Annotated in this window: 24 protein-coding genes; 20 read left to right on the top strand and 4 right to left on the bottom strand. The window is 48.3% G+C overall.

Annotated features, from left to right (window positions below; genetic code table 11):
* The first annotated feature begins 141 nt into the window (after positions 1-141).
* Positions 142-1,551, top strand: a complete 1,410-nt coding sequence (locus tag GVI43_RS02770; RefSeq protein ID WP_159565198.1) for a cytochrome-c peroxidase — start codon at positions 142-144, stop codon at positions 1,549-1,551.
* 399 nt (positions 1,552-1,950) lie between these two features.
* Here GVI43_RS02770 and ung read toward each other — a convergent pair whose 3' ends face one another.
* Positions 1,951-2,628: a uracil-DNA glycosylase gene (ung, locus tag GVI43_RS02765; protein ID WP_159565196.1), complete on the bottom strand. Its 678-nt coding sequence runs from the start codon at positions 2,626-2,628 to the stop codon at positions 1,951-1,953.
* A gap of 429 nt (positions 2,629-3,057) precedes the next feature.
* Here ung and grcA point away from each other — a divergent pair, with 429 nt between their 5' ends.
* From grcA to GVI43_RS02730, 7 genes are all read left to right on the top strand, one after another.
* On the top strand, positions 3,058-3,441 hold the full coding sequence (gene grcA / locus GVI43_RS02760) for an autonomous glycyl radical cofactor GrcA (protein ID WP_159565194.1): 384 nt from the start codon (positions 3,058-3,060) through the stop codon (positions 3,439-3,441).
* A 472-nt stretch (positions 3,442-3,913) separates the two neighbouring features.
* Positions 3,914-4,567 (top strand): 5-oxoprolinase subunit PxpB, encoded by a 654-nt coding sequence (gene pxpB / locus GVI43_RS02755; RefSeq protein WP_159565192.1) that lies wholly within the window; start codon positions 3,914-3,916, stop codon positions 4,565-4,567.
* Positions 4,564-5,541 carry a 5-oxoprolinase subunit C family protein gene (locus GVI43_RS02750; RefSeq protein WP_159565190.1) on the top strand — a complete coding sequence of 326 codons (978 nt, stop codon included), beginning with the start codon at positions 4,564-4,566 and terminating at the stop codon, positions 5,539-5,541. Before pxpB ends, GVI43_RS02750 begins: the two co-directional genes overlap by 4 nt.
* Positions 5,542-5,550: 9 nt before the next feature.
* Entirely contained in the window at positions 5,551-6,330 is a 780-nt protein-coding gene (gene pxpA, locus GVI43_RS02745; RefSeq protein WP_159565188.1) for a 5-oxoprolinase subunit PxpA, read from the top strand.
* 77 nt (positions 6,331-6,407) lie between these two features.
* Positions 6,408-7,127 carry a DUF969 domain-containing protein gene (locus tag GVI43_RS02740; RefSeq protein WP_159565186.1) on the top strand — a complete coding sequence of 240 codons (720 nt, stop codon included), beginning with the start codon at positions 6,408-6,410 and terminating at the stop codon, positions 7,125-7,127.
* The gene (locus GVI43_RS02735) at positions 7,124-8,110 is read left to right on the top strand and encodes a DUF979 domain-containing protein (RefSeq protein WP_159565184.1); all 987 of its coding nucleotides are present in this window, start codon (positions 7,124-7,126) and stop codon (positions 8,108-8,110) included. Before GVI43_RS02740 ends, GVI43_RS02735 begins: the two co-directional genes overlap by 4 nt.
* A gap of 9 nt (positions 8,111-8,119) precedes the next feature.
* Positions 8,120-9,145, top strand: a complete 1,026-nt coding sequence (locus tag GVI43_RS02730; RefSeq protein ID WP_159565182.1) for a DUF2891 domain-containing protein — start codon at positions 8,120-8,122, stop codon at positions 9,143-9,145.
* Positions 9,146-9,218: 73 nt separating this feature from the next.
* On the opposite strand, the gene srmB is transcribed toward GVI43_RS02730, so the two are convergent.
* Positions 9,219-10,556, bottom strand: coding sequence for an ATP-dependent RNA helicase SrmB (srmB, locus tag GVI43_RS02725; protein ID WP_159565180.1), 1,338 nt, complete (start codon positions 10,554-10,556; stop codon positions 9,219-9,221).
* A gap of 255 nt (positions 10,557-10,811) precedes the next feature.
* On the opposite strand from srmB, the gene GVI43_RS02720 reads away from it, so the two are divergent.
* From GVI43_RS02720 to rseC, 5 genes are all read left to right on the top strand, one after another.
* On the top strand, positions 10,812-11,543 hold the full coding sequence (locus GVI43_RS02720; protein WP_246201464.1) for a tRNA1(Val) (adenine(37)-N6)-methyltransferase: 732 nt from the start codon (positions 10,812-10,814) through the stop codon (positions 11,541-11,543).
* Positions 11,544-11,854: 311 nt separating this feature from the next.
* The gene (rpoE, locus tag GVI43_RS02715) at positions 11,855-12,430 is read left to right on the top strand and encodes an RNA polymerase sigma factor RpoE (protein WP_159565178.1); all 576 of its coding nucleotides are present in this window, start codon (positions 11,855-11,857) and stop codon (positions 12,428-12,430) included.
* 45 nt (positions 12,431-12,475) lie between these two features.
* Positions 12,476-13,102, top strand: a complete 627-nt coding sequence (gene rseA, locus GVI43_RS02710; RefSeq protein ID WP_159565176.1) for an anti-sigma-E factor RseA — start codon at positions 12,476-12,478, stop codon at positions 13,100-13,102.
* Positions 13,103-13,105: 3 nt separating this feature from the next.
* Complete coding sequence (gene rseB / locus GVI43_RS02705) at positions 13,106-14,053, top strand: sigma-E factor regulatory protein RseB (RefSeq protein ID WP_159565174.1); 948 nt, start codon at positions 13,106-13,108, stop codon at positions 14,051-14,053.
* 22 nt (positions 14,054-14,075) lie between these two features.
* On the top strand, positions 14,076-14,531 hold the full coding sequence (gene rseC / locus GVI43_RS02700) for a SoxR-reducing system protein RseC (protein WP_159565172.1): 456 nt from the start codon (positions 14,076-14,078) through the stop codon (positions 14,529-14,531).
* 112 nt (positions 14,532-14,643) lie between these two features.
* Here rseC and bhsA read toward each other — a convergent pair whose 3' ends face one another.
* Positions 14,644-14,904, bottom strand: coding sequence for a multiple stress resistance protein BhsA (gene bhsA, locus GVI43_RS02695; protein ID WP_159565170.1), 261 nt, complete (start codon positions 14,902-14,904; stop codon positions 14,644-14,646).
* A gap of 379 nt (positions 14,905-15,283) precedes the next feature.
* Between bhsA and lepA the strand changes: the two genes are divergently transcribed.
* The 7 genes from lepA (at position 15,284) to GVI43_RS02660 (ending at position 22,340) form a co-directional block, all read left to right on the top strand.
* Entirely contained in the window at positions 15,284-17,098 is a 1,815-nt protein-coding gene (gene lepA, locus GVI43_RS02690; RefSeq protein WP_159565168.1) for a translation elongation factor 4, read from the top strand.
* 16 nt (positions 17,099-17,114) lie between these two features.
* On the top strand, positions 17,115-18,104 hold the full coding sequence (gene lepB, locus GVI43_RS02685) for a signal peptidase I (RefSeq protein ID WP_159565166.1): 990 nt from the start codon (positions 17,115-17,117) through the stop codon (positions 18,102-18,104).
* A gap of 181 nt (positions 18,105-18,285) precedes the next feature.
* On the top strand, positions 18,286-18,966 hold the full coding sequence (rnc, locus tag GVI43_RS02680) for a ribonuclease III (protein WP_159565164.1): 681 nt from the start codon (positions 18,286-18,288) through the stop codon (positions 18,964-18,966).
* A complete protein-coding gene (era, locus tag GVI43_RS02675; RefSeq protein ID WP_159565162.1) occupies positions 18,963-19,889 on the top strand; it encodes a GTPase Era in 927 nt (308 codons plus the stop codon). The genes rnc and era overlap by 4 nt, the downstream gene beginning before the upstream one ends.
* A gap of 11 nt (positions 19,890-19,900) precedes the next feature.
* On the top strand, positions 19,901-20,638 hold the full coding sequence (recO, locus tag GVI43_RS02670) for a DNA repair protein RecO (RefSeq protein ID WP_159565160.1): 738 nt from the start codon (positions 19,901-19,903) through the stop codon (positions 20,636-20,638).
* A gap of 263 nt (positions 20,639-20,901) precedes the next feature.
* Positions 20,902-21,642, top strand: coding sequence for a pyridoxine 5'-phosphate synthase (gene pdxJ, locus GVI43_RS02665; protein WP_159565158.1), 741 nt, complete (start codon positions 20,902-20,904; stop codon positions 21,640-21,642).
* A gap of 104 nt (positions 21,643-21,746) precedes the next feature.
* Entirely contained in the window at positions 21,747-22,340 is a 594-nt protein-coding gene (locus GVI43_RS02660) for a hypothetical protein (RefSeq protein ID WP_159565156.1), read from the top strand.
* A gap of 53 nt (positions 22,341-22,393) precedes the next feature.
* On the opposite strand, the gene barA is transcribed toward GVI43_RS02660, so the two are convergent.
* Positions 22,394-25,156: a two-component sensor histidine kinase BarA gene (barA, locus tag GVI43_RS02655; RefSeq protein ID WP_159565154.1), complete on the bottom strand. Its 2,763-nt coding sequence runs from the start codon at positions 25,154-25,156 to the stop codon at positions 22,394-22,396.
* Positions 25,157-25,170: the final 14 nt, after the last annotated feature.

Here is a 25,170-nt window from a genome sequence, read left to right as displayed (position 1 = left end):
GCAGGTCATACTTGATCCGTATCAATTAGATATCTCCTTTACCAGTGATAATCCCTCTGTGATTTTCTCCATGAGATAAATTTTTTCATGGGATTTTAATAAATGGCATTTTAATAAAACAGAGAATTATGTGAGGGAATTATGATAAAAAAATTGCTGCTGGGAGCATGCGCCGTAGGGATTATCGGCTATTTGGGTACCGCTGCCTACATCTATAATTATGATCAGAATAGAAGCTCTAAACTCATTGCCGCAGTTGCAACGCCTAAGGGCGATGCACAAATAAGGGATATTTTTTATCAGCGTGGGTGCGAATATTGCCACACTGGTAATGCAGAAATGCCATTCTACGCCTCATTTCCGATTGCTAAGCAGCTAATGGAACATGACGTTAAGAAAGGATATGTCCACTTCAATCTGCAGGCTACTATGGATAGCCTCGTCAACGGTACGGCCGCCCCTGAAGCTGATTTGGCGAAAATCGAGCGAGTGGTTCAGGATCAAACCATGCCGCCAACCCGGTATACTGCCCTTCACTGGAGCGGTAACCTAAGTGAAAGCGATCGTGCACAGATTCTGAGCTGGGCTGAAAAACAGCGCGCCCAATACTATGTCACGAAAGGCGTGAGCGATACCTTCAAAAATGAGGCCGTTCAGCCGCTTCCTGAGCCAATGCCAACCGATGCTGAAAAAGTGGCTATGGGGGCGATTTTATACCATGACACCCGTTTGTCCGGCGACGATACGCTCTCCTGTGAAACCTGCCACAGGTTGACTGCCGGAGGCGTAGACCATCTGGTGACGTCAAAAGGAATTAACGGGCAGACCGGGCCAATTAATGCGCCTACCGTATTCAATTCTGTTTATAACGTCGATCAATTCTGGGATGGCCGGGCGCATACTCTACAGGATCAGGCCGGTGGACCGCCGCTGAACCCAATTGAAATGGGCTCCGAATCATGGGATCAAATTATTGGTAAATTGGCAAAAGATCCCGGTTTGACCGCAGCCTTCACCAAAATTTATCCTGAGGGTTATACTGCCGCCACGATTACCGATGCAATAGCCGAGTTTGAGAAAACGCTGGTTACGCCAAATAGCCCGTTTGACCGCTATATGAAAGGTGAACAAGGGGCGCTGACTGCTCAGCAAAAGCACGGTTTTCAGCTGTTTAAAGACAATAAGTGTGATACCTGCCACGTAGGTAAGAATCTGGGTGGTCAGTCGTTTGAAATGATGGGGCTAAAAGAAGACTACTTTGCGGCGCGCGGCAAAGGCATTGCTGACGTCGATTTGGGTCGTTTCAACTTCACGATGTTTGCGCGTGACCGTAATCGTTTCAAAGTGCCAACGTTGAGAAACGTCGAGCTAACGGCTCCTTACCTGCACGACGGCAGCATAGATTCGCTGAAAGGCGCAGTGAATATGATGCTGAAGTTTCAGCTAGAAACCACCTTACCGGAAAAAGACGTGGACGATATTGTTGCGTTCCTGACTTCATTAACCGGTGAATATAAGTTAGACCAGCCAACTAAACTGCAAGCAGAATAATTTGTAGCTTTAGACTATGCGCTGAAAGTAAAAAGGCCCTGCAGAATACGCAGGGCCTTCTCATTGATGACAAATCTTGATGATAAACTGTCTGTTTTTAAACATAGTCAAACTGAGGGAGAGGCTGCCGTTCGGGTCGTAGCTGCGAAAGCAGCCCGAGCGCCCGTAGGCGGGCTAGGCCCGAGGCCTACAAGACTGAGAAACATCGCCCCTCGGCCGCTAGAAAATGTTTATATTCCAGCATTGTTTTTCGCAAACGAAACTTACGCTGAAATAAAATTAGACAGGTTTATCAATAGCCTAAAGGCTTGGCAGAATATGCAGGGCCTTATTTTTATCGGTGAAGAACGGCTGCCAAAAGTGCTAAAACCAAATAGATAAAAATCTTAGTCCAGACTATTACAAATTCGCTAAATGCCAGTTAATTGGCTCGATACCCTGTTGCTCTAAACGCGCATTTGCCTGCGAAAAGTGCTTACATCCAAGAAACCCGCGATGGGCCGACAGCGGTGAAGGGTGCGGAGCAGCCAATACGTGGTGGCGTTTGCGATCGATGATTCGTCCTTTTTTCTGAGCGTGAGAGCCCCAGAGCAAGAACACAACGCCCTCGCGGCTATCGTTGATTGCTGAAATAACCTTATCGGTAAACGTCTCCCAGCCTAAGCTGGCGTGCGAGTGGGCTTTGCCCCCTTCGACGGTTAAGACCGTATTGAGTAGCATCACGCCTTGTTCAGCCCAGCTTTGTAAGTAGCCATGGTTGGGGCGCTGAAAGCCGGGGATATCGGTTATCAGCTCTTTATACATATTGACCAGTGACGGTGGAGCAGGGATGCCGGGCAGTACTGAAAATGAAAGACCATGGGCCTGATTCGGGCCATGATAGGGATCTTGACCTAAGATAACGACCTTAATATTTCCCAGTTCCGTTGAACTAAAGGCATTAAATACGTCTTTTTGCGGCGGGTAGATAACTTTCCCTGCTGCTCTCTCGCAGGCAACAAACTTGAGGGTGTCCTGAAAGTAGGGCTGCTCTTTTTCTTTTCCTATCACATCGTGCCATGTCAGTCCTGCGCCCATCGATGTCCTCCTTTATTCTTGTGGTTATAGCGAATCAATAATCTAGCTGGGCCTAAGGTTATTATGATCTTCGATTAACGTCTATACCCATCATACTTCAAGTTGCAGGAGCGTTAGCTGCGTTGGTTACTTGGCCCATCCTTAGTTGATGTTCGGTGGTGGTTTATAAAAAAAAGTTGAAAATTTACAAAAATAATTAAGCTTCATAAAACGATAAAATTTGATGTAAAACAAAAAGCTGTAAATAATTGATTATTTTGCGCCTAAATTAAATTGATTTAAATCAAAGAAAGTGGCGTCTTTCACTGATATATAAGATAAAAATAACCTTGTTTCTGTATGAATCGCGTCAGGCGTTAACCGAATTCGATAAATAGTTGCCTTGGTAAACCGCCTTGGCTTAATTAATAAAATCAATGGAGGCACCCCATGATTACTGGTATCCAAATTACTAAAGCTGACAATTCTGCGCTGTTAAACTCTTTTTGGCTGTTAGATGACGAAACCGAGCAAGCGCGTTGCGTATGTGCAAAAGCTGATTATTCAGAAGACCAAATCGTTCCGGTTAGTCAGCTAGGGAAAATCGAGTACCGTGAAGTGGCTATGGAACAGAAACCTAGCGTGCGCGTTGAAGGCGGGCAGCACCTGAATGTAAACGTGCTGAGCCGCGATACGCTGGAAGATGCGGTTAACAATCCAGAGAAGTACCCACAGCTGACCATTCGCGTTTCTGGCTATGCGGTGCGTTTCAACTCACTGACTCCAGAACAACAGCGTGACGTTATTACCCGTACTTTCACTGAAAGCCTGTAATTCGTTCGGTTATTCATACTCAATTGGCCAAAGCCGTCCTTCGGGGCGGCTTTTTACTTTTTCGGTTTCATTCATCAACGGGCTTTTTTTTTCACTCAACTGATGGCCGCCCATAGTTGCGAAACGGGCTATTTATCACGCTTAGAGCGCTGCTATACAAAAATGAGATGTTAGACATGGAAATATTGTGATCTATTTAACAAAAGTCTAGCGTTATCCTCTCCTTTTGGTCAGTTGTGCTGATCGCCTGCTTTTATCCACGTTTTTGTTCCAGTACAAAATGGCCCTACGGTTCACCAGCTTTTGACATTTAATTTTCAATAGTTGATATTAAAAATTCGCTCAAATGGCAATTGAAAGAATCAGCCTGTCTGCAAGATAGGTATCGGCTACGCAGCCAACATGTCTGTCTTGTTTCTCTGCTATTTCCTGCTAATCCATCTTGATTAAACGTTTTCTAAAGGAAACCCGCATGACGCAGGCTGTGATACAAACTCTTGGTGAAAGTGCTTTAGTGCTCAATGCGGGTGTAAACCTTGCGCTGAGCTACCAGCTGCGCCTGTGGGTTGTTGCCAGTCAGGCGCGTAATTGGCCGCACGTCATCGATGTGGTACCCGGTATGAACAATGTGACGCTGTTATTCGATCCGCTGCAGGCCGATATTCGCCAACTAACAGGTAAGCTACAAAATGCTTGGGACGAAGCGGCAGCCGTTCAGCAATTGGGCAGAGAAATAGAGATACCGGTTAGCTACGGCGGTGATTATGGTCCGGATCTGGCGGACGTTGCCCGTAGTACCGGCTTTTCCGCTAAAGAGGTGGTGAAGCGGCACGCGGCGGCTGAATATGTTGTTTATTTTATCGGCTTTCAACCGGGTTTTCCTTATCTTGGCGGCTTAGATCCCGCACTGAGCACGCCGCGCCGTAGCGAGCCTCGCTTAGCCGTGCCGGCGGGGTCAGTTGGGATTGGTGGAAGCCAAACTGGAATTTACCCTGCGGCCTCTCCGGGGGGGTGGCAATTAATCGGTCACAGCGATATTAATCTTTTCGATCCGCATAGCCATGCGCCTACGTTATTGCAGCCCGGCGACCGCGTGCGCTTTATTGCCCGAGAGGTTTTGCTGTGATTCATATTGTTCGCGCCGGGCGGCTCAATTCCGTTCAGGATTCAGGCCGCCGTGGTTATCGACATTTTGGCGTTTGCCAGTCGGGCGCACTTGACCGCATGGCTTTAGCCATTGCCAATCTATTAGTGGGTAATCCGCGCGATTCAGCGGCCATTGAGTTTATCCTTGGCCCCTGTGAAATGACCTTTGCGTCGGATTACCGTATCGCCCTGACCGGGGCAAATTTTGAAGCGACGCTGGATAACGTTGCGTTATTGCCCTGGTGGAGCGTGCAGGTGAAGGCCGGGCAAACCCTCAAACTGAATGCGCCACGCCACGGTATGCGCGCTTATCTGGCGGTGTCCGGTGGGATTGACTCTGCCGTTCAGCTGGCATCACGGGCTACCGATATGCAGGCTAAGTTTGGCGGGCATCAGGGAAGGGCGCTGAGCGATGGCGATTCGCTCTGCGTCGGCGAGCTGAAACCATCAATCACCGCCCTTATGCGAGCGGCACCCTTTGGCGTTCGTCCGCCTTATTGGTATGAATGTGGTGACGTTGACGGTATTCGAGTTCGGGTGGTTCCCGGTCCTGAGTACTCACTCTTTACCCCTGAGGCTCAGCAAACTTTTTGGAACAGCTCTTGGGTGTTAACGCCTCAAAGCAATCGGATGGGGTTTCGTCTCAATGGACCGGTGCTGAATCTTAAGCAGGAATGTGAATTGCTATCCCACGGCGTGCTGCCCGGCGTTATTCAAGTGCCGCCTGCGGGGCAGCCGATCGTGCTGATGGCCGATGCTCAAACCACCGGCGGCTATCCAAAAATTGGCGTGGTTATTGATGCCGATCTGGCCCGGCTGGCGCAGTTACGCTTTAACCGTACGGTCAGGTTTGTTCAATGCGATGTCGCACAGGCTCATGAAGAGTTACGCCGCAATGATTCATATTTACAGCAAGTCGAAATGGCCATGCGATGGCTGCCTAAGGTGAAATAGGAGCGCGTTATGGAAAAACAGTATGTAAGCGATAGCGGTTTATGTGTCGATCTGAATGCCGATCTGGGTGAGCAGGATAACGGCGTTGATGAGGCGCTGTTAGCGCTGGTCAGTTCGGTGAATATTGCCTGTGGCTGGCACGCCGGTAGCCCGCTAATGATGCAAAAGTGCGTTAGCTGGGCAATTGATAAAGGCGTAGCCATTGGCGCCCACCCTAGCTTTCCTGACCGGGAGAATTTTGGGCGTCTTGAAATGCAGCTTCCGACCAATGAAATATACAGCGGGGTGCAGTATCAGATCGGTGCCCTGTGCGCCATTGCGCAGGCTCAGGGAGGACGAGTGGTTCACGTTAAGCCGCACGGTGCGTTGTACAATATGGCCGCCAGAGACGCCGGGCTGGCCGATGTTATCGTTTCGGCAATCTTTGACGTAGACCCGCAGTTGGTCCTGTTTGGTTTAGCGGGCAGCGAATTGATTGCCGCGGCTAAGCGGGCGGGGCTTAATTCAGTAGAAGAAGTCTTTGCCGATCGCCGGTACAGCGCTGACGGCAGTTTAGTTAAGCGGAGTACGGCAGGAGCATTGATAGAAGATGAACAACAGGCATTAATCCAAACCATGACCATGGTTCGGGAAGGTAAAGTTTGTGCCATTGACGGCAGTTGGGTCCCGGTTAACGCCGGGAGCATTTGTCTGCACGGAGACGGAGCGCATGCATTAGCGTTTGCTCAGCGTATTCGTAACGAACTTACGCAACAACAGGTTGCCATCAGAGCACCGTACGGCTGCTGAGTTTCGCATCAGATTAAAAGATTATAAAAATAAAACAGTAGCAACATTACATCACCATTCAATATGAAGGAAAACTCATGGACATGGCATCATTGTTACCATTGATCGGCATACCTATTGTGGTTGTCGGTTTCGCACTCAGATTCAACCCACTGTTGGTTGTTACTATTGCCGGTTTATCTACCGGGCTGGCTGTTGGTATGGATTTCGGCACGTTGCTCGAGACCTTTGGCGAAAAATTCGTTAATAGCCGGGCGTTAGCGACATTTTTACTGATATTACCGGTTATTGGCCTGCTTGAACGCTATGGTTTAAAAGAGCGAGCGCAGGACTGGATCTCTGGCCTGGCCAACGCCACGTCGGCACGCATACTGATGCTCTATTTCGTGTTTCGTCAAGTGATGGGGGCGTTAGGCCTTACCTATATTGGCGGTCAGGCCCAAACCGTTAGGCCTTTATTGGCACCGATGGTCGAGGGGGCTGCGGTAGCTAAATACGGTGATTTACCGCAGTCTATCCGTGACAAAATTCGGGCACATTCGGCCGCCTGTGACAACATTGCGGTTTTCTTTGGTGAAGATATTTTTATTGCCTTTGGCGCGGTACTGCTGATGGATGCGTTTCTTAAAGAGAACGGTATTACCAACATTGAGCCGCTGCATCTTGGACTGTGGGCCATTCCTACCGCTATTGCGGCATTAATTATCCATATGGCTCGGTTGGTGCGGCTGGATGCCAGTATCCGTCGCGACGTCGAGGCTTGGAAAAATTCGGCAGTTGACGGGGTGACAGCATGAAAACGTTACTCACAATTAATGAAATTTATTATCTGGTTGGCGTGATCGTTATGCTGTTGGTCGGGATGACGCTCAGCGATAAAGGTAATCCTAAACGGTTTACTACGGCGCTGTTCTGGTTTTTATTTGGCTCGGTATTTTTGTTCGGCGACCTGATGGTGGCAACGCTCGGTAAGTCATTGGCCTATCGGATTATCGGTGGGCTGGTGATCGTTATTTCTCTGATTGCTGGCTGTGGTCTACTGTCGGCCGGAAGCTATAAATTGCGTACCGCGGCTGAACGTCAGGCTTCTGCTAATCGTTTAGGCAATAAAATCTTCTTACCTGCGGTACTGATCCCGGTCATTACGGTGTTGTGTACCGTATTATTTAAAAACGTTGAGATTGGTGGCGTGTATCTGCTAGACCAGAAACAGCTGACGCTAGCCGCTCTGTGCGTTGCCTGTGTGGGTGCGGTTCTGGCCGGTTGGGCATTAACCGGCGGTACACCGCTGCAGGCGGTTCGCGAATCTCGCCGGTTGGTTGATGCTATCGGCTGGGCGGCTATTTTACCTCAGATGCTGGCGATGCTGGGCGGCGTATTTGTTGCCGCTCAGACCGGCAAATCGGTACAAGAAGTGGTTAGCCTCTTTGTTAACCCAGACAACCGCTTTATGCTGGTGGTGATTTACTGCGTGGGCATGGCCGTATTTACCATGATTATGGGTAATGCTTTCGCCGCTTTCCCGGTGATGACTGCCGGTATTGCGCTGCCGTTCTTGGTGGTTGGCCAGCATGCCGATCCTGCTCCGCTGGTGACCATCGGCATGTTAGCCGGCTATTGCGGAACGCTGATGACCCCGATGGCCGCTAACTTTAATATTGTGCCAGCGGCGCTGCTTGAACTGAGTGATAAATATAAAGTTATCAAAATACAAACGCCGACCGCGTTGGTTTTGCTGGCGGCCAATATCGTAATTATGTATTTCATCATTTTTCGCTAAGGAAAAATTATGCAGTTAACTATGAAACAGGTGGAAGCCTTCGTTGGTTTACCGCTGCGTTCATTACGTCATGAATATCCTAACCACATCATGCATACCTTAAACGGGCCGGAAGATGCGAAGTCTCCCCGTGAACTGCATCCGGTGTTTTATGGCTGCTATGACTGGCATTCCGCGGTTCATGGCTATTGGCTATTGGCCCGTTGCAGTCGGCTTTATCCTGAACTATCTACGCAGGACGACATTACCCGACTGTTTGATGAACACTTTACCGATGCCAATATGCAGGTGGAAACCCAGTATTTCCAAGCTCCCAACCGTGGCGCATTTGAGCGGCCTTATGGCTGGGGCTGGCTACTGGCATTAGCTCAGGAGCTGGATTTATGGGGTCACCCAAAAGCTAAAGTTTGGCTGGCAACCATGCAGCCGCTGGTCGATGACATTCGCCAGAAGGCATTACGCTATTTCCCGCTATTAAGCTACGCGATTCGGGTTGGAACCCATTACAACAGCGCATTTGCTTTGAAGCTGATCTTGGATTTTGCCCGTCATCATAATGATAGTGAGCTGGAAAATGCGGTGGTTAGCGCAGCTAATCGCTATTTTGCAGCAGACAGAAACTATCCGGCCCATTATGAGCCGGGCGGTGATGAGTTTATCTCCGGAGCAATGACCGAGGCGCTATTGATGGCTAGTGTGCTTGAGCGCAGCGCCTTTATTGACTGGTTTGGGCGCTATTTACCCGAACTGGCCGGCATTGAACGGCTGATGAATCCGGCTGAAGTCAGCGACAGAAGCGATCCGAAAATAGCGCATTTAGACGGTTTAAACCTAAGCCGGGCGTGGTGCATGAAGCATATTGCACTGCGTTTGAAGGGCGATGTGAAAACGGTAGCAACCTTGACGGCGGCGGCTCAGCGCCATATTGATGCCAGTTTGCCGCACGTTGCCAGCGGAGACTATGCTGGCGATCACTGGTTAGCTACGTTTGCTATGCTGGCGTTAGAAACGCCGGCTGAATCTGATTTGCGATAGTTAGATTTTATAGCCCCCAAATAAGAGTGCCCGACTAGCTCACGCTATCGGGCACGATAAAACTGGTGGGGTACTATTTACTTGGAGTTTCTGCTGGAGCCGCATCCGGAGCCGCTGGCTTACGGCGCTTACCGACATTTTTACTGTCGCGGTGGCGAACTTTCACTTTAACCTTTTCTTTATTCTGCTCTTTTTTCTTTTCTGCCGCTTTTTCTTTCGCTTTTTTGGACTGCTTTCTGCCGTTTGTTGGCCCCGGAGCCTTACTGCTTGGACGCAGTTCTTCAATCACGCGCATTTTTAGCGGTTCTTGCAGGTAGCGTTCAATTTTGCCCAACAGCAGGTGATCATGGGATTCAACCAGCGAAATCGCCGTGCCTTTTTTACCGGCACGACCGGTACGGCCGATGCGGTGTAGATAGGTATCTGCGGTGCGCGGCAGGTCAAAGTTAATCACGTGGCTGATGTCTAAAATATCCAATCCGCGGGCGGCAATGTCAGTGGCGACCAGAATTTTTACCGTTCCGTCCTGCATGCGCTTAATGGCCTCTGAACGCTTGGCCTGAACCATATCGCCTTCCAGATAGAAGCAGCTGACGCCCTGATCTCTGATCCAACTAACCAATTCGTGTAAACGCTCGCGTTTGCGCACAAACACGATTGCTTTATGCACGTCCGGCTGTTTAAGAATGTTGCACAGCAGGGCGGTTTTATGCTTGATATCATCAGCGCGGTAGTACCACTGAAGAATTTTTTTACGCTCACGGCGGGAAGGATCGGCTTCGATCTCCACCGGATTATTCAGCAGGCGCTCGGCAAAGTCATGGATGGCTTCGCCTTCCAGCGTGGCTGAAAAGAGTAACGTTTGTTTACGCCAGCGGGTTTCAGCCGCAATGGTTTCGATATCTTGGGCAAAGCCCATATCTAACATGCGGTCTGCTTCATCAAGGATCAGCGTTTCTACTGCGCGGCAGTCGAAGTTTTCTTCTTTAATGTATTGCAGTAAACGGCCGGTGGTGGCGACGACAATATCTTGGTTCTCGCTGAAAACTTCAGCGTGATTCATATAGGCTACGCCGCCGGTGATGGTGGCAATATCTAAATGGGTATGCGCTGCAAGCTCACGAGCCTGTTCGGCAACCTGCATGGCAAGCTCGCGGGTTGGCGTTAGGATTAATATTCTCGGTGGCCCGGATTTTTTACGCGGGTAATCGAGTAAGTGTTGCAGTGCGGGTAATAAAAATGCGGCAGTTTTGCCGGTCCCCGTAGGCGCCGAACCCAGTACGTCACGCCCGTCCATTGCGGCCGGAATGGCAGCAGCCTGAATGGCGGTGGGGCGTTCATAGCCCTTGTCACTTAATGCATCCAGCAGTTGCTGGTCGAGATCGAGTGCGGAAAAGTCTAATACAGTCATGGTCTACCTCTACTTGGGGCGCCGATTATAGATGGATTGAGCACGATCTTCATCTGTTATTGTCATCCGTGAGGATTTATCTCAATATTTTGTTGGTTGCCAAGCGGTGCTTAACCGAGACGTTTAGAGGCTTTTGATATAGAATCGGCAACGAAAAGCGTGATGACGTATCGCAATGTCTGGACATTACGTGATTAATTTGCCGAATGAAATCATTAATAGGTTATTGATCGCTATGATTGATAGGAATAGAACGTGAAGCGGGAACTGCGCCGGGGTGGCTTCACCTTTAAACAATTTTTTGTCGCACACGATCGCTGTGGTATGAAAGTCACCACCGATGGCGTTATCTTGGGCGGCTGGGCCCCGCTTTTAAACGGTCAACGTATTCTGGATATCGGCAGCGGTACCGGATTACTCGCGCTGATGCTGGCTCAGCGTAGTGAGCCTCAGGTTATGATTGATGCGGTAGAAATCGACCGCTCAGCCTATGAGCAGGCGTTGGAAAACGTTGCCGCCTCGCCGTGGGCCGATCGAATTCAAGTTTTTCATCAAGATATTAAAGATTATGCCGAGCACGATCATGGCGGCTATGACTTGATCGTTAGTAATCCGCCTTATTTTCCGGAAGGTACTGAGTGCCGGGACGAAGCCCGTTCAACGGCGCGCTATAGCCACATTCTTACGCATCATGATTTATTGATTTACGCCGAAAAATTACTCGCGGTCAATGGTCGGTTTTGCGTGATGCTTCCCTGTGCGTTGGGCGAATCTTTACAGCAAAAAGCGTTGAGCATGGGATGGTTTGTCAGCCGCCGGACTTGGGTGAAAGACGTTGTAGATAAAGCGCCCTATATCGTTTTATTAGAACTGACCCGTAAACCGTCGGTTTGTGACGAGCAATGGCTAATCACGCATCAGCCGGGAAGAGTGAGCTATACCGAACAGTTTACGCAGTTGGCTAAAGATTTTTACCTCGCTTTGTGAAGCGTGGCGGCTAACATAGCAAAATCCATGGCTTTTTTTTCTTACCGTGCAGATGAAAAGTAAAATTCATGTTAGCCTACGGTCATTGTGCCAGTGTGCTTTTAGTGAGCCAATATTGGCGTGTGATACCTATGTTAGGTGGAACAATATTCAGCGTTGGTTGAAAAAATGGCTAACGATATAAATTATCGTAAGATGATGGGAACTAATTACTCGTTGTGGTTTCTAACGGAGTGCTTGCTCAAATTAATATAAGAATGAGTTTGGCGCTATGATTATGCATCGAGATAGTTGAGGAGACATTACCTCGAATGAGCGAGCAGTTAACGGATCAAGTGTTGGTTGAACGGATCCAGAAGGGAGATAAGAACGCATTTAACGTACTGGTTGTTCGCTACCAGAACAAAGTTGCGGGCCTTGTTTCTCGTTATGTTCCACAGGCAGATGTACCCGATGTTGTACAAGAGTCTTTTATCAAAGCTTATCGTGCTTTGGCCTCTTTTCGCGGCGATAGTGCTTTTTACACATGGTTATATCGAATTGCAGTCAACACCGCAAAAAATTATTTAGTGGCTCAGGGGCGCCGCCCTCCGTCGAGTGATGTCGATGCGGGTGATGCAGAAAACTTCGAAAGTGCAGGAGCACTAAAAGAAATTTCGAACCCTGAGAACTTAATGTTGTCAGATGAACTGAAAAAGATTGTTTTTGGAACCATCGAGGCATTGCCAGAAGATTTAAAAACGGCAATTACTCTGCGAGAAATCGACGGTTTGAGCTATGAAGAAATTGCTGTAATCATGGATTGCCCCGTCGGTACCGTGAGATCCAGAATCTTCCGGGCGCGTGAAGCAATTGATAATAAAGTGCAACCATTGATACAACGATAGTTGCTATCTGACGTTTAGGATGTTGCAAGAGAAAAGGTACTGGGCATGCAAAAAGAAAAGCTTTCGGCTTTGATGGACGGAGAAACGGTAGATAACGACGTTATCAACGCTTTGTCCCAAGATAGAGCAATTCAGCAAAGTTGGCATCGCTATCACCTGGTTCGCGATACTCTGCGAGGAGATATCGGTGACGTGATTCATATGGATATCGCCGGTAAGGTTGCAGCCGCATTAGAGTTTGAACCTGCGCTCAACGTTACTCGGCCGATCGTTTCTCAACCTCATCCTGATACTTGGCAAAAAATGCCGTTTTGGAATAAGGTTCGTCCGTGGTTTACTCAGGTTGGGCAAATTGCCGTTGCGGCCTGTGTTTCTCTAGCCGTTATTGTTGGCGTTCAACAATACAACCAAACGGATTCAGACTCCTTACCTGAAGCGCCCGTATTTAATACCATTCCGCTAGGCGGACAGGCTTCTCCAGTCAGTTTTGATGTTGCTAACGATGGCGCTCAAAACACCAATCAACAGGCTCAAGAGCAGCGTAAACGTATTAACGCTATGCTGCAGGACTATGAATTGCAGCGTCGTTTACATGCGGAGCAGTTAAAAACGTCTTCGCAGAGCGTTAGCGCTCAAACCGGAAATTCTAAGCAATCAAGGTTAACTCAGTAGTCGATGAAGCAACTTGTTCTTATTTTTTGTACCCTGCTGGGGACGGTTTTATCTCCAGCGATAGCCTCAGCGCAAAGTGCGTCTGGGGCTTTATTGCAGCAAATGACCAGCGCAAGCCAGACGCTGAGCTATGAGTTTTCTTATGTTAACGTAAGTAAGCTTGGCATTGAGTCATTGCGCTATCGTCATTCATTACAAAACGGTAAACCGCTGGTTCAGCTCACGAATATGGATGGTCCTCAGCGAGAGGCCGTTATGCGCGGTGTTGAAGTCAGTTACTTTGAGCCAGGCATCGAGCCTTTTAGTATTCGCGGCGACCATATCGTTGATTCTTTACCTTCTCTTGTTTTTGCCAACGTAGCCCGTTTGGAACAATATTACGATTTTGTTTCAGTAGGGCGTTCACGTATTGCCGATCGCATCTGTGAAGTTGTCCGCATCGTTCCCCGCGACGGGTTACGCTATAGCTACGTTGTCTGGCTTGATTCAGAAACAAAGCTACCGCTACGGGTTGATTTACTCGATCGCGATGGCGATACGCTGGAACAGTTTCGCGTAGTGGCGTTTACTTCTGGCGATGAAGTTACCGCGAAGATGTCCCGTTTTATCATGCCCATTATGCCTCCTTTACTTTCTATTCCATCAGGTGAAAAGCTAAACCTGAACTGGTCGGTTACGTGGTTACCTCAAGGGTTCACTGAGTCATCCAGCGATCGGCATACTTTACCGACTATCGGAGCTGTGGTTGAAACTCGCCTGTTTTCTGATGGGCTATTTAGCTTCTCTTTAAACGTTACGCCAGCGGGTTATAAATCCGGAGAGAATTTGATACGCCAGGGGCGTAGAACGATCCACTCTGAGTTTCGTGGTAAAAATGAAATCACCGTGATTGGCGAACTGCCACCGGCAACGGCCAAGCGTATTGCCGATAGCGTTGTTATTAACGAATGATGCGCACAGTGAAGGTTGATTAATGCTACGTGAATGGGCGACGGTAGTTGACTGGCAAAATGGCGTAGCAACATTGCGTTGTGAACAGCGTGCCGGTTGTAGTAGCTGTCAGTCATCGTCTACCTGTGGAACCCGAGTTTTAAACAAGCTAGGCCCTCAGGTTGTTCATGATTTACATATTTCAGTAGAACAGCCGTTATCCGTTGGTCAGCGGGTTGAATTGGGCATTCCCGAGTCGGGAGTATTGCTCTCCGCTTTGCTGGTTTATATGCTGCCGTTGCTGGGCATTCTTTTATTCTCTTCTCTGCTCTATTACTTTCTCGGTAGCGATCTTGCCGCCGTATTTGGTACGATCGTCGGTGGCCTGTTGGGTTTTTGGGTCGCCCGTTTTTATGCCGAGAGGCTTTCAACCCACGTTTCCGTTCATCCAATCATATTGCAAATCGCTATTCCTTCCGTAGCTCATGCTGGAAATTAGTTTATCGCGTCTTTCATTTGGCCGTTTGCGGCAGGTGAAGGGCTAAATAGAAACCACCCCGCTTAGCGGGGTGATTGAGCATGGAAGATAATCCTCTGAGAATGTAATTAGCTTATTTGTAGATGATTGCGGTACCGTGCATAACATCGTTGTCTGATGCGGATACGATGTAGTAGTGACCGGCACCCTGAGCGTCTGCTTTTGCGGCTAATTTACGTTCTAACGATGACAGGCTATGGGCAGAATCGACGGATACTGTTCCCATCTTATCCAAATTTTCTGCTTGTGATCGGGTGATCTGTTCTGCGGCAAAACTGCCAAACGATAGCGTCGCTAAAACTATTGAGGTGGCAACAATGTGTAAGTTTTTCACGATCGGATACTCCAGTTGTTTTGGGCTTTGAAAGATTATTTTCTTTCGACAAGACTTAGTGTAGCCCCCCCAGACTAGTTGAATAGCGGATGGTATTGATACTCTTGGTCGAATAATTTGAATAATATTATTCGGCTATAAAACGGCCGGATTGATACCTCATCTGAACGATGTTTAAACCAATGAATGGGTCGAACGGTGGCGTCATTAGGATAACCGGTAGATTTCGGCCTAATAGCGGTAGATGCTAACTGGGTATCCGATAGTCTATGCCGCTATGTTTTACTCATACTGACGTGTAGAATGTCCGCCAGTTCAAGATTAAGTTAACTTTGCTGCGTACCCACAGATCGTGTATGTATCAGCCGGATTTAGGTAAATGACTGATAATAAAAATATAGCAAATAAGAATATACGTAACTTTTCCATCATCGCCCATATTGACCACGGTAAATCGACGCTGTCGGATCGCATTATTCAAATGTGCGGTGGATTGAGCGATCGGGAAATGGAAGCACAGGTTCTGGATTCGATGGATCTAGAGCGCGAGCGTGGAATAACGATTAAAGCCCAGAGCGTAACTCTCGATTATAAAGCCAAAGATGGCCAAATTTATCAATTGAACTTCATTGATACGCCGGGGCACGTTGACTTCTCTTATGAAGTTTCCCGCTCATTAGCCGCCTGTGAGGGCGCGCTGTTAGTGGTTGATGCAGGGCAGGGCGTTGAGGCGCAAACGCTGGCAAACTGCTATACCGCGATTGAAATGAATTTAGAAGTTGTGCCGGTATTAAATAAAATAGACCTGCCGGCAGCGGATCCTGAACGTGCCGCTCAGGAAATTGAAGATATTGTTGGTATTGATGCCACCGATGCCGTGCGCTGTTCGGCTAAAACCGGCGTTGGTGTACCTGATGTGCTTGAACGTTTAGTTCGCGATGTGCCTGCACCAAAAGGCACCGCCGATGCTCCGCTTCAGGCGCTGATTATTGACTCGTGGTTTGATAACTATCTGGGCGTTGTATCATTAGTCCGGATTAAAAACGGCGTATTGCGTAAAAACGACAAGATTAAAGTAATGAGCACCGGCCAAACATATGGCGTTGACCGTTTAGGTATTTTTACGCCAAAGCGCGTAGATACCGAAGTGCTAGGCTGCGGTGAAGTAGGCTGGGTTGTTTGTGCGATAAAAGACATTTTGGGTGCCCCCGTTGGCGATACCCTGACGTTAGCGCGCCAGCCGGCTGAAAAAGCATTACCCGGGTTTAAAAAAGTTAAGCCGCAGGTTTATGCCGGTTTATTTCCTATCAGTTCTGATGACTACGAAGCCTTCCGCGATGCGTTAGGTAAGCTGAGTCTGAACGATGCGTCACTGTTTTATGAGCCAGAAACCTCAACGGCTCTGGGCTTTGGTTTTCGCTGCGGCTTCTTAGGCCTGCTGCATATGGAGATCATTCAGGAGCGTCTTGAGCGTGAATACGATCTCGAGCTGATTACCACGGCACCGACCGTAGTGTATGAAATAATTACTACCAGCGGCGAGACCGTATACGTCGACAGCCCGGCTAAACTACCGGCGCTGAACAATATTGAAGAGCTGCGTGAACCAATTGCTGAATGTCATATGCTGTTGCCTCAGGAATATTTGGGTAACGTTATTACCCTGTGTATTGAAAAACGTGGTGTACAGACCAACATGGTCTATCACGGCAATCAGGTCGCGCTAAGTTATGATATTCCCATGGCCGAAGTGGTTCTGGACTTCTTCGATCGCCTGAAGTCTACCTCTCGTGGCTATGCTTCTTTGGACTACGGATTTAAACGTTTCCAGGCATCGGATATGGTGCGCGTTGACGTGATGATTAACGGCGATCGCGTTGATGCTCTGGCGTTAATTACCCACCGTGAAAACTCTCAGGGCCGCGGTCGTGAGCTGGTGGAGAAGATGAAAGAGCTGATCCCTCGCCAGATGTTTGATATTGCAATTCAGGCCGCTATTGGTAGCCATATTATTGCTCGCGCCACGGTAAAACAGTTGCGTAAAAACGTATTGGCCAAATGTTATGGCGGTGATGTGAGCCGTAAGAAGAAGCTATTACAAAAACAAAAAGATGGTAAGAAGCGAATGAAGCAAGTGGGGAACGTAGAAGTTCCACAAGAAGCGTTCTTAGCCATTCTTCACGTTGGTAAATAGAGTATAAGGAGTTCGCATGGCGAATATGTTTGCCTTAATTTTGGCGGTGGCCACGCTTCTGACAGGAATTATCTGGTGTTTGGACCGTTTTAAATGGGCTCCGGCCCGGCGGATCAAAATCGAAGCTATCAGACTTGAAACTGATGGTAAAGCTAACGGCCAAGCGCTGGCAAACGTCGCCAGACAGCCGGGTTGGATTGAAACCAGCGTGTCGATCTTTCCGGTATTAGCCGTTGTATTTATTTTGCGTTCTTTTATTTATGAACCCTTTCAGATCCCGTCAGGCTCAATGATGCCAACGTTGCTAATCGGTGACTTTATTTTGGTCGAAAAATACGCCTATGGTGTAAAAGACCCGATTACGATGACAACGCTGGTGAAAACCGGTACTCCGCAGCGTGGTGATATTGCGGTATTTAAATATCCGTTAGATAAAAACGTTGATTACATTAAGCGCGTTGTTGGCCTGCCGGGTGACACCATTCATTATGATGTCTCGACTAAAATGGTTACCATTACGCCAGCCTGCCCGACAAACAAAGACTGCCAGCCTGCCGCCACTCTAGAATATACCCCGCTGGAAAAAAGCAGCTGGTTTATGGGTTTTGAACCGGCTGAAGGCGGTAATCGCCAAATGGCCACGCGTTTCTTAGATACCAAAACGGAAGCCGAGCGGGCAAAAGGCATGCGCGGCATCTTTATGGGTGAGCGTAATGAGAAATTGGGCGATAAACTCCACCAAACGCTGGTGATTCCCGGCGCTGGCAGCAGCGTTGATGAGTATTATCAACAGGCTGGTTCATCGGCCGCTACGTGGATTGTTCCTCAGGGTCAATACTTTATGATGGGCGATAACCGTGATAACAGCGCCGATAGCCGTTATTGGGGTTTTGTGCCTGAAGAGAACTTTGTCGGAAAGGCAACCGGTATCTGGATGAGCTTCGAGAAACAAGAGGGCGAATGGCCAACCGGAGTCCGTTTTAGCCGGATTGGCGGGATCCACTAAGCCATTTAGTTTATACTGGTTTCCAAAGGTACCAAGCGGATCCGGATTTGAGGCTGACTTAAATCCGGATTTATTATTGTTTTATATCTCATCATTCGAACTGTAGTGGTTTAGGTTAATTAGCGCTAAGCTACGCCGTTATTTTGATAAACATTTGATTGGAACTATTTGTTGGTAATGCATGAACCCCATCATTATTGAAAGGTTACAGCGGAAGCTGGGTTACACGTTTCAACAGCAATCGCTTTTACAACAGGCTCTGACGCACCGTAGTGCCAGTAGCAAACACAATGAACGCTTAGAATTTTTGGGTGATTCAATTCTCAGTTTTGTGATCGCTGATGCCCTATATCAACGCTTTCCTCGAGTTGATGAAGGTGACATGAGCCGTATGCGTGCGACGCTGGTGCGAGGTAATACGCTAGCCGAGATGGGTCGTGAATTCGATTTAGGCGAATGTCTTCGCCTTGGCCCGGGTGAGTTGAAAAGCGGTGGTTTTCGCCGTGAATCAATATTAGCCGACACGGTTGAAGCGCTGATTGGTGCCGTATTCTTAGACAGTGATATTCACGGTGTACAACAACTGATTCTTAACTGGTATAAATCGCGCTTGGACGAAATTAGTCCCGGGGATAAACAAAAAGACCCGAAAACTCGTCTGCAAGAATATTTGCAGGGGCGCCATTTGCCACTGCCGACCTATCTGGTCACCCAAGTGCGGGGCGAAGCACACGATCAAGAGTTTACTATTCACTGTGAGGTGAGTGGTATAACCGACGCTATTATTGGCACCGGCTCTAGCCGCCGTAAAGCAGAGCAAGCGGCTGCCGAACAGGCGCTTAAATATTTAGGACTGGAATGACAACAGAAAATCAAATAGTCGATGGCGAGAAGACCTACTGTGGTTTTATTGCTATCGTTGGTCGCCCTAACGTAGGGAAATCTACCTTACTGAACCAATTTTTGGGGCAGAAGGTTTCCATTACTTCTCGTAAGGCTCAGACCACCCGCCACCGGATTCTGGGCATTCACACTGAAGGCCCGTATCAGGCCATTTATGTGGATACCCCCGGGCTGCATATTGAAGAAAAACGTGCCATCAACCGCTTAATGAACCGCGCCGCCAGTAGCTCTATTGGTGACGTTGAATTGGTTATTTTTGTCGTTGAAGGTACCCACTGGACGCCGGATGACGAAATGGTGGTGAATAAGCTGCGTGACTTAAAGTCACCGGTTATTCTGGCTATCAACAAAGTGGATAACGTGGTTGATAAAGAAACGTTGCTTCCTCACCTTGAGTTTCTGAGTAAGCAAATGAACTTTCTTGATATCGTACCGATATCAGCCGAAAAAGGCATGAACGTTGATACCATTGCCGGCATTGTGCGTAAGCTATTACCCGAAGCCGAGCATCATTTCCCGGAAGATTACATTACCGATCGCTCTCAGCGTTTTATGGCGTCTGAAATCATTCGTGAAAAGCTGATGCGTTTTCTGGGCGAAGAGCTGCCATATTCCGTGACGGTCGAAATTGAGCGCTTCGTTGAAAACGAACGCGGAGGCTATGATATTCACGGTCTGATCTTGGTTGAACGTGACGGCCAGAAGAAGATGGTTATCGGGGCAAAAGGCCAGAAAATTAAAACCATCGGTATTGAAGCCCGCCACGATATGGAAGAGATGTTTCAGGCTAAAGTTCATTTAGAACTTTGGGTTAAAGTGAAGTCTGGCTGGGCTGACGATGAACGTGCCTTACGCAGCCTGGGTTATACAGACGATCTTTGAAGGTAACCGGAATGGACGGCTGGCATCGGGCTTTTGTTCTACACGGGCGTCCTTTCAGTGAGACAAGCTTGCTGTTGGATCTGTTTACGGAAAGCCACGGTAGAATTAAAGTACTGGCGAAAGGAGCCCGTAGTCGCCGTTCTCAGCTAAAGGGCTGTTTACAGCCTTTTACCCCACTGTTAGTGCGCTGGGGCGGTAAAGGTGGGGTAAAAACCCTACGCGGCGCTGAGCCTGTATCGTTATCATTACCGCTATCGGGGCTAACTTTGTATAGCGGTCTCTACGTTAATGAAGTGCTATCTCGCGTGCTAGAGTATGACGCGGCCTATTCTTCGCTGTTTTTCGACTATCTGGAATGTATCCAATCCCTTGCTGGCGTAACCGGATCGCCTGAGCATATTTTGCGTCGCTTTGAGCTGGCCCTATTGAAACACCTTGGTTATGGTATCGATTTTCTTCACTGTGCAGGCAGCGGTGCTCCTGTGGTCGATGAGATGACTTACCGCTATCGTGAAGAGAAAGGGTTTGTCGCCAGTCTGGTTATCGATCACTATTCATTTACCGGCCGGGATTTAATCGCGTTAGACAGCCGTGAATTTCCGGATACCGAGACTTTACGGGCGGCTAAGCGTTTTACCCGAATTGCCTTAAAACCCTATATTGGCGGTAAGCCGTTGAAGAGCCGTGAGCTTTTCAGAACCTTCACGGTGAAAAGAACGCCAGATACGCCGGCTGAAGGAGGCGAGTAACGTTCTCTTTTCAATTCATCTATTCATTTTTCTTCTTCGGTTTACCGCCTCATTTCTTTTTAATCTTCCCGCTCTGATTTTCTTTTAGGATTAAATCCGGTAAAAGGGTAAACAGAGATTTAAATCTGGGTTTCCGTTAGTCCATTGCTATTGGTTATATTCCGGTGGAATAAGGTTTAAAAACGATCGGCTACCGGTATGAGGTGTGGGCAAACGACAGGCTCAGGGAACATTTTAGTTAACTTAATTTTTAAGGTGTCGACATGTCCGATTTATTATTAGGCGTTAATATCGATCATATTGCTACGTTACGTAATGCGCGGGGCACTCAATATCCGGATCCGGTTCAGGCCGCTTTTATTGCCGAGCAGGCCGGTGCTGACGGTATTACTATCCATCTGCGGGAAGATCGCCGCCATATTACCGATCGGGACGTAAAGCTACTTAGCCAAACTATTCAAACCAGAATGAATCTGGAAATGGCCGTCACCGATGAAATGGTTGATATTGCCTGTGAGGTTAAGCCTGCATTTTGCTGTCTGGTACCGGAGAAGCGCCAGGAAGTCACCACCGAAGGCGGATTAGACGTGGCCGGCCAGCTGGATAAAATGGCGCAGTCCGTTAGGCGATTAGTCGAAGCCGGTATTTCCGTTTCTCTGTTCATCGATGCGGATATTCGTCAGATAGACGCTGCGGTTGCGGTTGGTGCCACTTACATCGAAATTCATACCGGTCGTTACGCCGATGCAGAAAATGAAATAGAGCAGCAGGCTGAATTAAAACGCATTGCCCACGCAGCAACCTATGCCACTGCAAAAGGTTTGCATGTGAATGCGGGCCACGGGCTGACCTACCATAACGTTCAGGCCATTGCCGCATTGCCTGAAATTTATGAGCTCAATATTGGTCATGCCATCGTTGGCCGTGCGGTAATGTCGGGCCTGTCGGCGGCGGTTTCTGAAATGAAGACATTAATGCTCGATGCCCGACGAAAGGGTAATTGAACGCCGTTACGCTATTTCCATTTGATTGAATAATGGGAGCGTACGCGGCTTATTAAGGGGGAATCGACGGTAGATTTACCCTTCAGGCTAAAAGGATAATCGTCATGCTGGGTCGGTTTTTCGCTAAAATATTGGGCCGGAATCAAGGTACGGATAATGGCGTTATTACTGTCGCTACCCATAGCAAACTGGGTTTGAAGCGCATCGGTGTTCCGACAACCAAATTTTTGCAGGTTGTAACGGGCACCGTGGCTGAAACCTGCGGGCCTGATTTTCGTTCTGACGCCGTGCGTTATTACGCTGAACGGGTATTTTGCAAATGGATACCAACGCTGATTGAAGACTCTTACAGCGATCGTCAGCTGGCCGCTCTGGCACCGGAAACGCTGCGCTCAGCCTATCTGGCTCTGCTATGGGATATGCTACGGCATAATAAAATCATACTGTGGGATTCACCGGATGACGGTGATTGGGTGACTAATCTGTGCTGTGAAATCGCCCGACGTAGCCATACACAATATCCGGATATTTTTGCTGATAATCACGTGTTTGACATTCATAATATCGATAACGATCAGTGGGCTGAAGATCTAGGCAAGTTCTTAGGCGTGCCTGGGGTTAAGCTATTTTTCTGCCATTCAGCGCTGGTCGCCGGAGTGGTTGAGATGGTTGAGTCGACGAAACCAAAGGTTATTTAAGTAGCGCTTTCTGAATCCCGAAGTGGTATCAGAAAGCACCTCTCTTCACGCTATTAGCTGATATAGTCCGGCGCTTCACTGCGCACATTATCAAATTCATCTAACAGCTCAAGCCACTCTGGTTCAAGGCTTTCTGCCGCCGTTCCTGCCCGTAGCTGGCCTTCAATATAATGGCATAGCTGTTTTAATCTCGGAACTCCGCTATAGCTACAGCTTCCATGCAATTTATGGATGATATCTACAATGGTGTCGTCTTTATTGCCTTCCAGAACCGGCCTGACTCTCTGTTCAATTTCGTCTAGGAAATCAATCAGGGTTTTTAGCAAGTCTTTGGCCAGATCCTCTTTATTTGCCGCCTGACGCAGTGCGAGGTCCCAATCTATTGAGCTGGACGTAACCGGTAGGTTTTTGATGCTGGGAGCCTGATCTTCCTGCGGCAGGGCCATGTTGCTGGCCTGAATGCCACACTGTTTGGTTAATACGCTGAACAGCATTTTTTCGTTGATTGGCTTAGCCAGATAGTTGTCCATTCCGGCGTTGAGCAACCGCTCTCGTTCTCCGCTAGCCGCATGGGCGGTTACCGCAACGATTGGCGTTTTAGCATGATTTGGCAGCTGTCGAATCAGTTCTGCGGCCCTAATACCGTCAATTTCCGGCATCTGAATATCCATCAAAATGATATCCAGATCGGACTCTGAGGCGCGTGCAATAGCCTCTTCACCGCTATTACACAGAATAACCTCAGAGACAATATCGGCCAACAACACGCCAATCAGCTTGAGGTTGGCAGGATTATCATCAACGGCCATAACAACCAACGGCAGATGGTTAACGTGGTTTTGTTCCGGATGCTCGAACTTAATTTGTGGCTTAAGCAGCGCTCTAAATAGCCGATTGCGGGATAACGGTTTAAACAGGCACCCCTGTGCGCCCGCCTGTTTTAGCATTTCTGCATCCATTTGTGGCTGGTTAGGCAATGCCAGAATTAAATGTTCTGAAAGAGACAGAGCCGTTTGTAACTGCCTGTTGATATAGAGTTCAATATCCTGAGTTTCAATCGGTACGCCGTGGATCAGAATGTCGTAGTGCTGATGTTTATTCGGCACCTGATCGAAACTGGCGTAATGAATGACTTCAACCGGTTCATTCTGAAAGATATTCAGCGTTGCAGCCGCTGCCGCAGGATTAGCTTCGATGTAGAGAATTCGTTGGCCTGACAGATTATGTAAGTGCAGTTCCTGACTGCTAGCCACGCGATCGTTGAGCTCTAAATTGATGCGGAACCAGAAGGTCGAACCTTGATTGAGCTGGCTGTGGAAGCTGATATCACCGCCCATCTCGTTGACCAATCGCTGGGTGATAACTAGACCAAGCCCGGTACCACCGTGGCGGCGTGAAATGCTGGCATCAGCCTGACGAAACGCCTGAAACAGCTGTGATTGCTGGCGTTCAGAAATACCAATGCCCGTATCTTGTACCTGAACTTCAATATCGACGCTGTTGTCATTTCGATTGTGGAGTTCAATATTGATATCGATATTGCCCTGTTCGGTAAACTTGATTGCATTACCGAGCAGATTCATGATGACCTGTTGCAGGCGTAGCGGATCGCCGATCACGCTGTCCGGCACATCGTTATTAATATTTAGCGTCATCTCAAGACATTTTTGATGGGCACTGTGGGCCAGCAGTATTGCGGTCTCGTCTACCGTATCCCGCAGGGAAAACGGAATATGCTCAAGCACCAGTTTACCGGCTTCAAGCTTTGAAAAGTCCAGCACGTCATTAATGATGTTTAACAAATTATTGGCAGAGCGTTCGATGGTTTGTAAATAATCAGTTTGCGTTGGCGTGAGCGTTGTTTTTAACGTTTGGCGGGTAAAACCAATAACGCCATTAAGCGGTGTTCGCAGTTCATGAGACATATTGGCAAGGAATTCAGATTTAATTCGGGCCGCTTCCTGAGCCCGCTTTTTGGCCAGATCGAGCTCTATGTTCTGAATTTCCATCTGCTCTAGCGTTTCACGCAGGTCGGAAGTGGCCTGATCGACATTCTGTTGCATCTCTTCATGATAGGCGGTGAGCGACATCGCCATGGAGTTAATACCGTTCTTGAGCATGTCGAGCTCACCGAGCATATGGCCTTCAACCCGGCTGTCTAACTGGCCGCGACGAATGCGGTCTACGGTATTAACCATGTTACGAATTGGCCCGGTTACGTCACGCATTAAGCGGTACGCGAACAGCATCGCGATGCATAAACACAGGCTAAGTAACAGCGTGGCAACGAATATTTCTTTATACTGCTGTAGGCGAACGGTGCGCAGATCAAGCTCGATAGCGATATAACCCAGCGTGTTATGCCCAGGCTCTAGGCTATTATCCATATCCGGAAGCTGATTTTCAGACACAATCGGTGTTCTGATAATTAGCGAGTCCCCGCGGGTAGTCACGGTTAAATCATCTGGAATAGGAGTCCCTTTAGGCAACTGTAATAGGGTATAATTCTGGTGAAAATTGGATGTGACCAATAAATGGTTCTGAGTATCAAAAACAGCAATTGAACGCACGATATTTGAGTGGCGACGGTGTAGCATGCTAACCAACTGCCGTACGCCTTCACGATTACTGAAGGTCATGCCATATTCGCTGGCGATGGCAAGCGGTTCAATGATGCTTGAACCCGAGTCGACAAGCTGATCTTGCAGCTCGTTATACCGGTGCACTACAAAGAATGTACTGATGAGAAGCCCGATTAATAGCGTAGGGGCTAAAATCAATATCATCATGCGAGCACGAAGGCTGTATTTGGTCATAGGGTTCCAATATG

The sequence above is a fragment of the Budvicia diplopodorum genome, assembly GCF_009800925.1.
Taxonomy (GTDB): domain Bacteria; phylum Pseudomonadota; class Gammaproteobacteria; order Enterobacterales; family Enterobacteriaceae; genus Budvicia; species Budvicia diplopodorum.
This window is presented reverse-complemented; position numbering and strand designations above follow the sequence as displayed.

Bases quoted from the DNA above. Each gene is read 5' to 3' on its own strand.
- GVI43_RS02770 (WP_159565198.1), top strand. From the start codon at position 142: ATGATAAAAAAATTGCTGCTGGGAGCATGCGCCGTAGGGATTATCGGC.
- GVI43_RS02740 (WP_159565186.1), top strand. From the start codon at position 6,408: ATGGACATGGCATCATTGTTACCATTGATCGGCATACCTATTGTGGTT.
- era (WP_159565162.1), top strand. From the start codon at position 18,963: ATGACAACAGAAAATCAAATAGTCGATGGCGAGAAGACCTACTGTGGT.
- rpoE (WP_159565178.1), top strand. From the start codon at position 11,855: ATGAGCGAGCAGTTAACGGATCAAGTGTTGGTTGAACGGATCCAGAAG.
- grcA (WP_159565194.1), top strand. From the start codon at position 3,058: ATGATTACTGGTATCCAAATTACTAAAGCTGACAATTCTGCGCTGTTA.
- pdxJ (WP_159565158.1), top strand. From the start codon at position 20,902: ATGTCCGATTTATTATTAGGCGTTAATATCGATCATATTGCTACGTTA.
- pxpB (WP_159565192.1), top strand. From the start codon at position 3,914: ATGACGCAGGCTGTGATACAAACTCTTGGTGAAAGTGCTTTAGTGCTC.
- GVI43_RS02735 (WP_159565184.1), top strand. From the start codon at position 7,124: ATGAAAACGTTACTCACAATTAATGAAATTTATTATCTGGTTGGCGTG.
- barA (WP_159565154.1), bottom strand. From the start codon at position 25,156: ATGACCAAATACAGCCTTCGTGCTCGCATGATGATATTGATTTTAGCC.
- lepA (WP_159565168.1), top strand. From the start codon at position 15,284: ATGACTGATAATAAAAATATAGCAAATAAGAATATACGTAACTTTTCC.
- rseC (WP_159565172.1), top strand. From the start codon at position 14,076: ATGCTACGTGAATGGGCGACGGTAGTTGACTGGCAAAATGGCGTAGCA.
- pxpA (WP_159565188.1), top strand. From the start codon at position 5,551: ATGGAAAAACAGTATGTAAGCGATAGCGGTTTATGTGTCGATCTGAAT.
- recO (WP_159565160.1), top strand. From the start codon at position 19,901: ATGGACGGCTGGCATCGGGCTTTTGTTCTACACGGGCGTCCTTTCAGT.
- rnc (WP_159565164.1), top strand. From the start codon at position 18,286: ATGAACCCCATCATTATTGAAAGGTTACAGCGGAAGCTGGGTTACACG.
- srmB (WP_159565180.1), bottom strand. From the start codon at position 10,556: ATGACTGTATTAGACTTTTCCGCACTCGATCTCGACCAGCAACTGCTG.
- rseA (WP_159565176.1), top strand. From the start codon at position 12,476: ATGCAAAAAGAAAAGCTTTCGGCTTTGATGGACGGAGAAACGGTAGAT.
- lepB (WP_159565166.1), top strand. From the start codon at position 17,115: ATGGCGAATATGTTTGCCTTAATTTTGGCGGTGGCCACGCTTCTGACA.
- GVI43_RS02660 (WP_159565156.1), top strand. From the start codon at position 21,747: ATGCTGGGTCGGTTTTTCGCTAAAATATTGGGCCGGAATCAAGGTACG.
- ung (WP_159565196.1), bottom strand. From the start codon at position 2,628: ATGGGCGCAGGACTGACATGGCACGATGTGATAGGAAAAGAAAAAGAG.
- GVI43_RS02730 (WP_159565182.1), top strand. From the start codon at position 8,120: ATGCAGTTAACTATGAAACAGGTGGAAGCCTTCGTTGGTTTACCGCTG.
- rseB (WP_159565174.1), top strand. From the start codon at position 13,106: ATGAAGCAACTTGTTCTTATTTTTTGTACCCTGCTGGGGACGGTTTTA.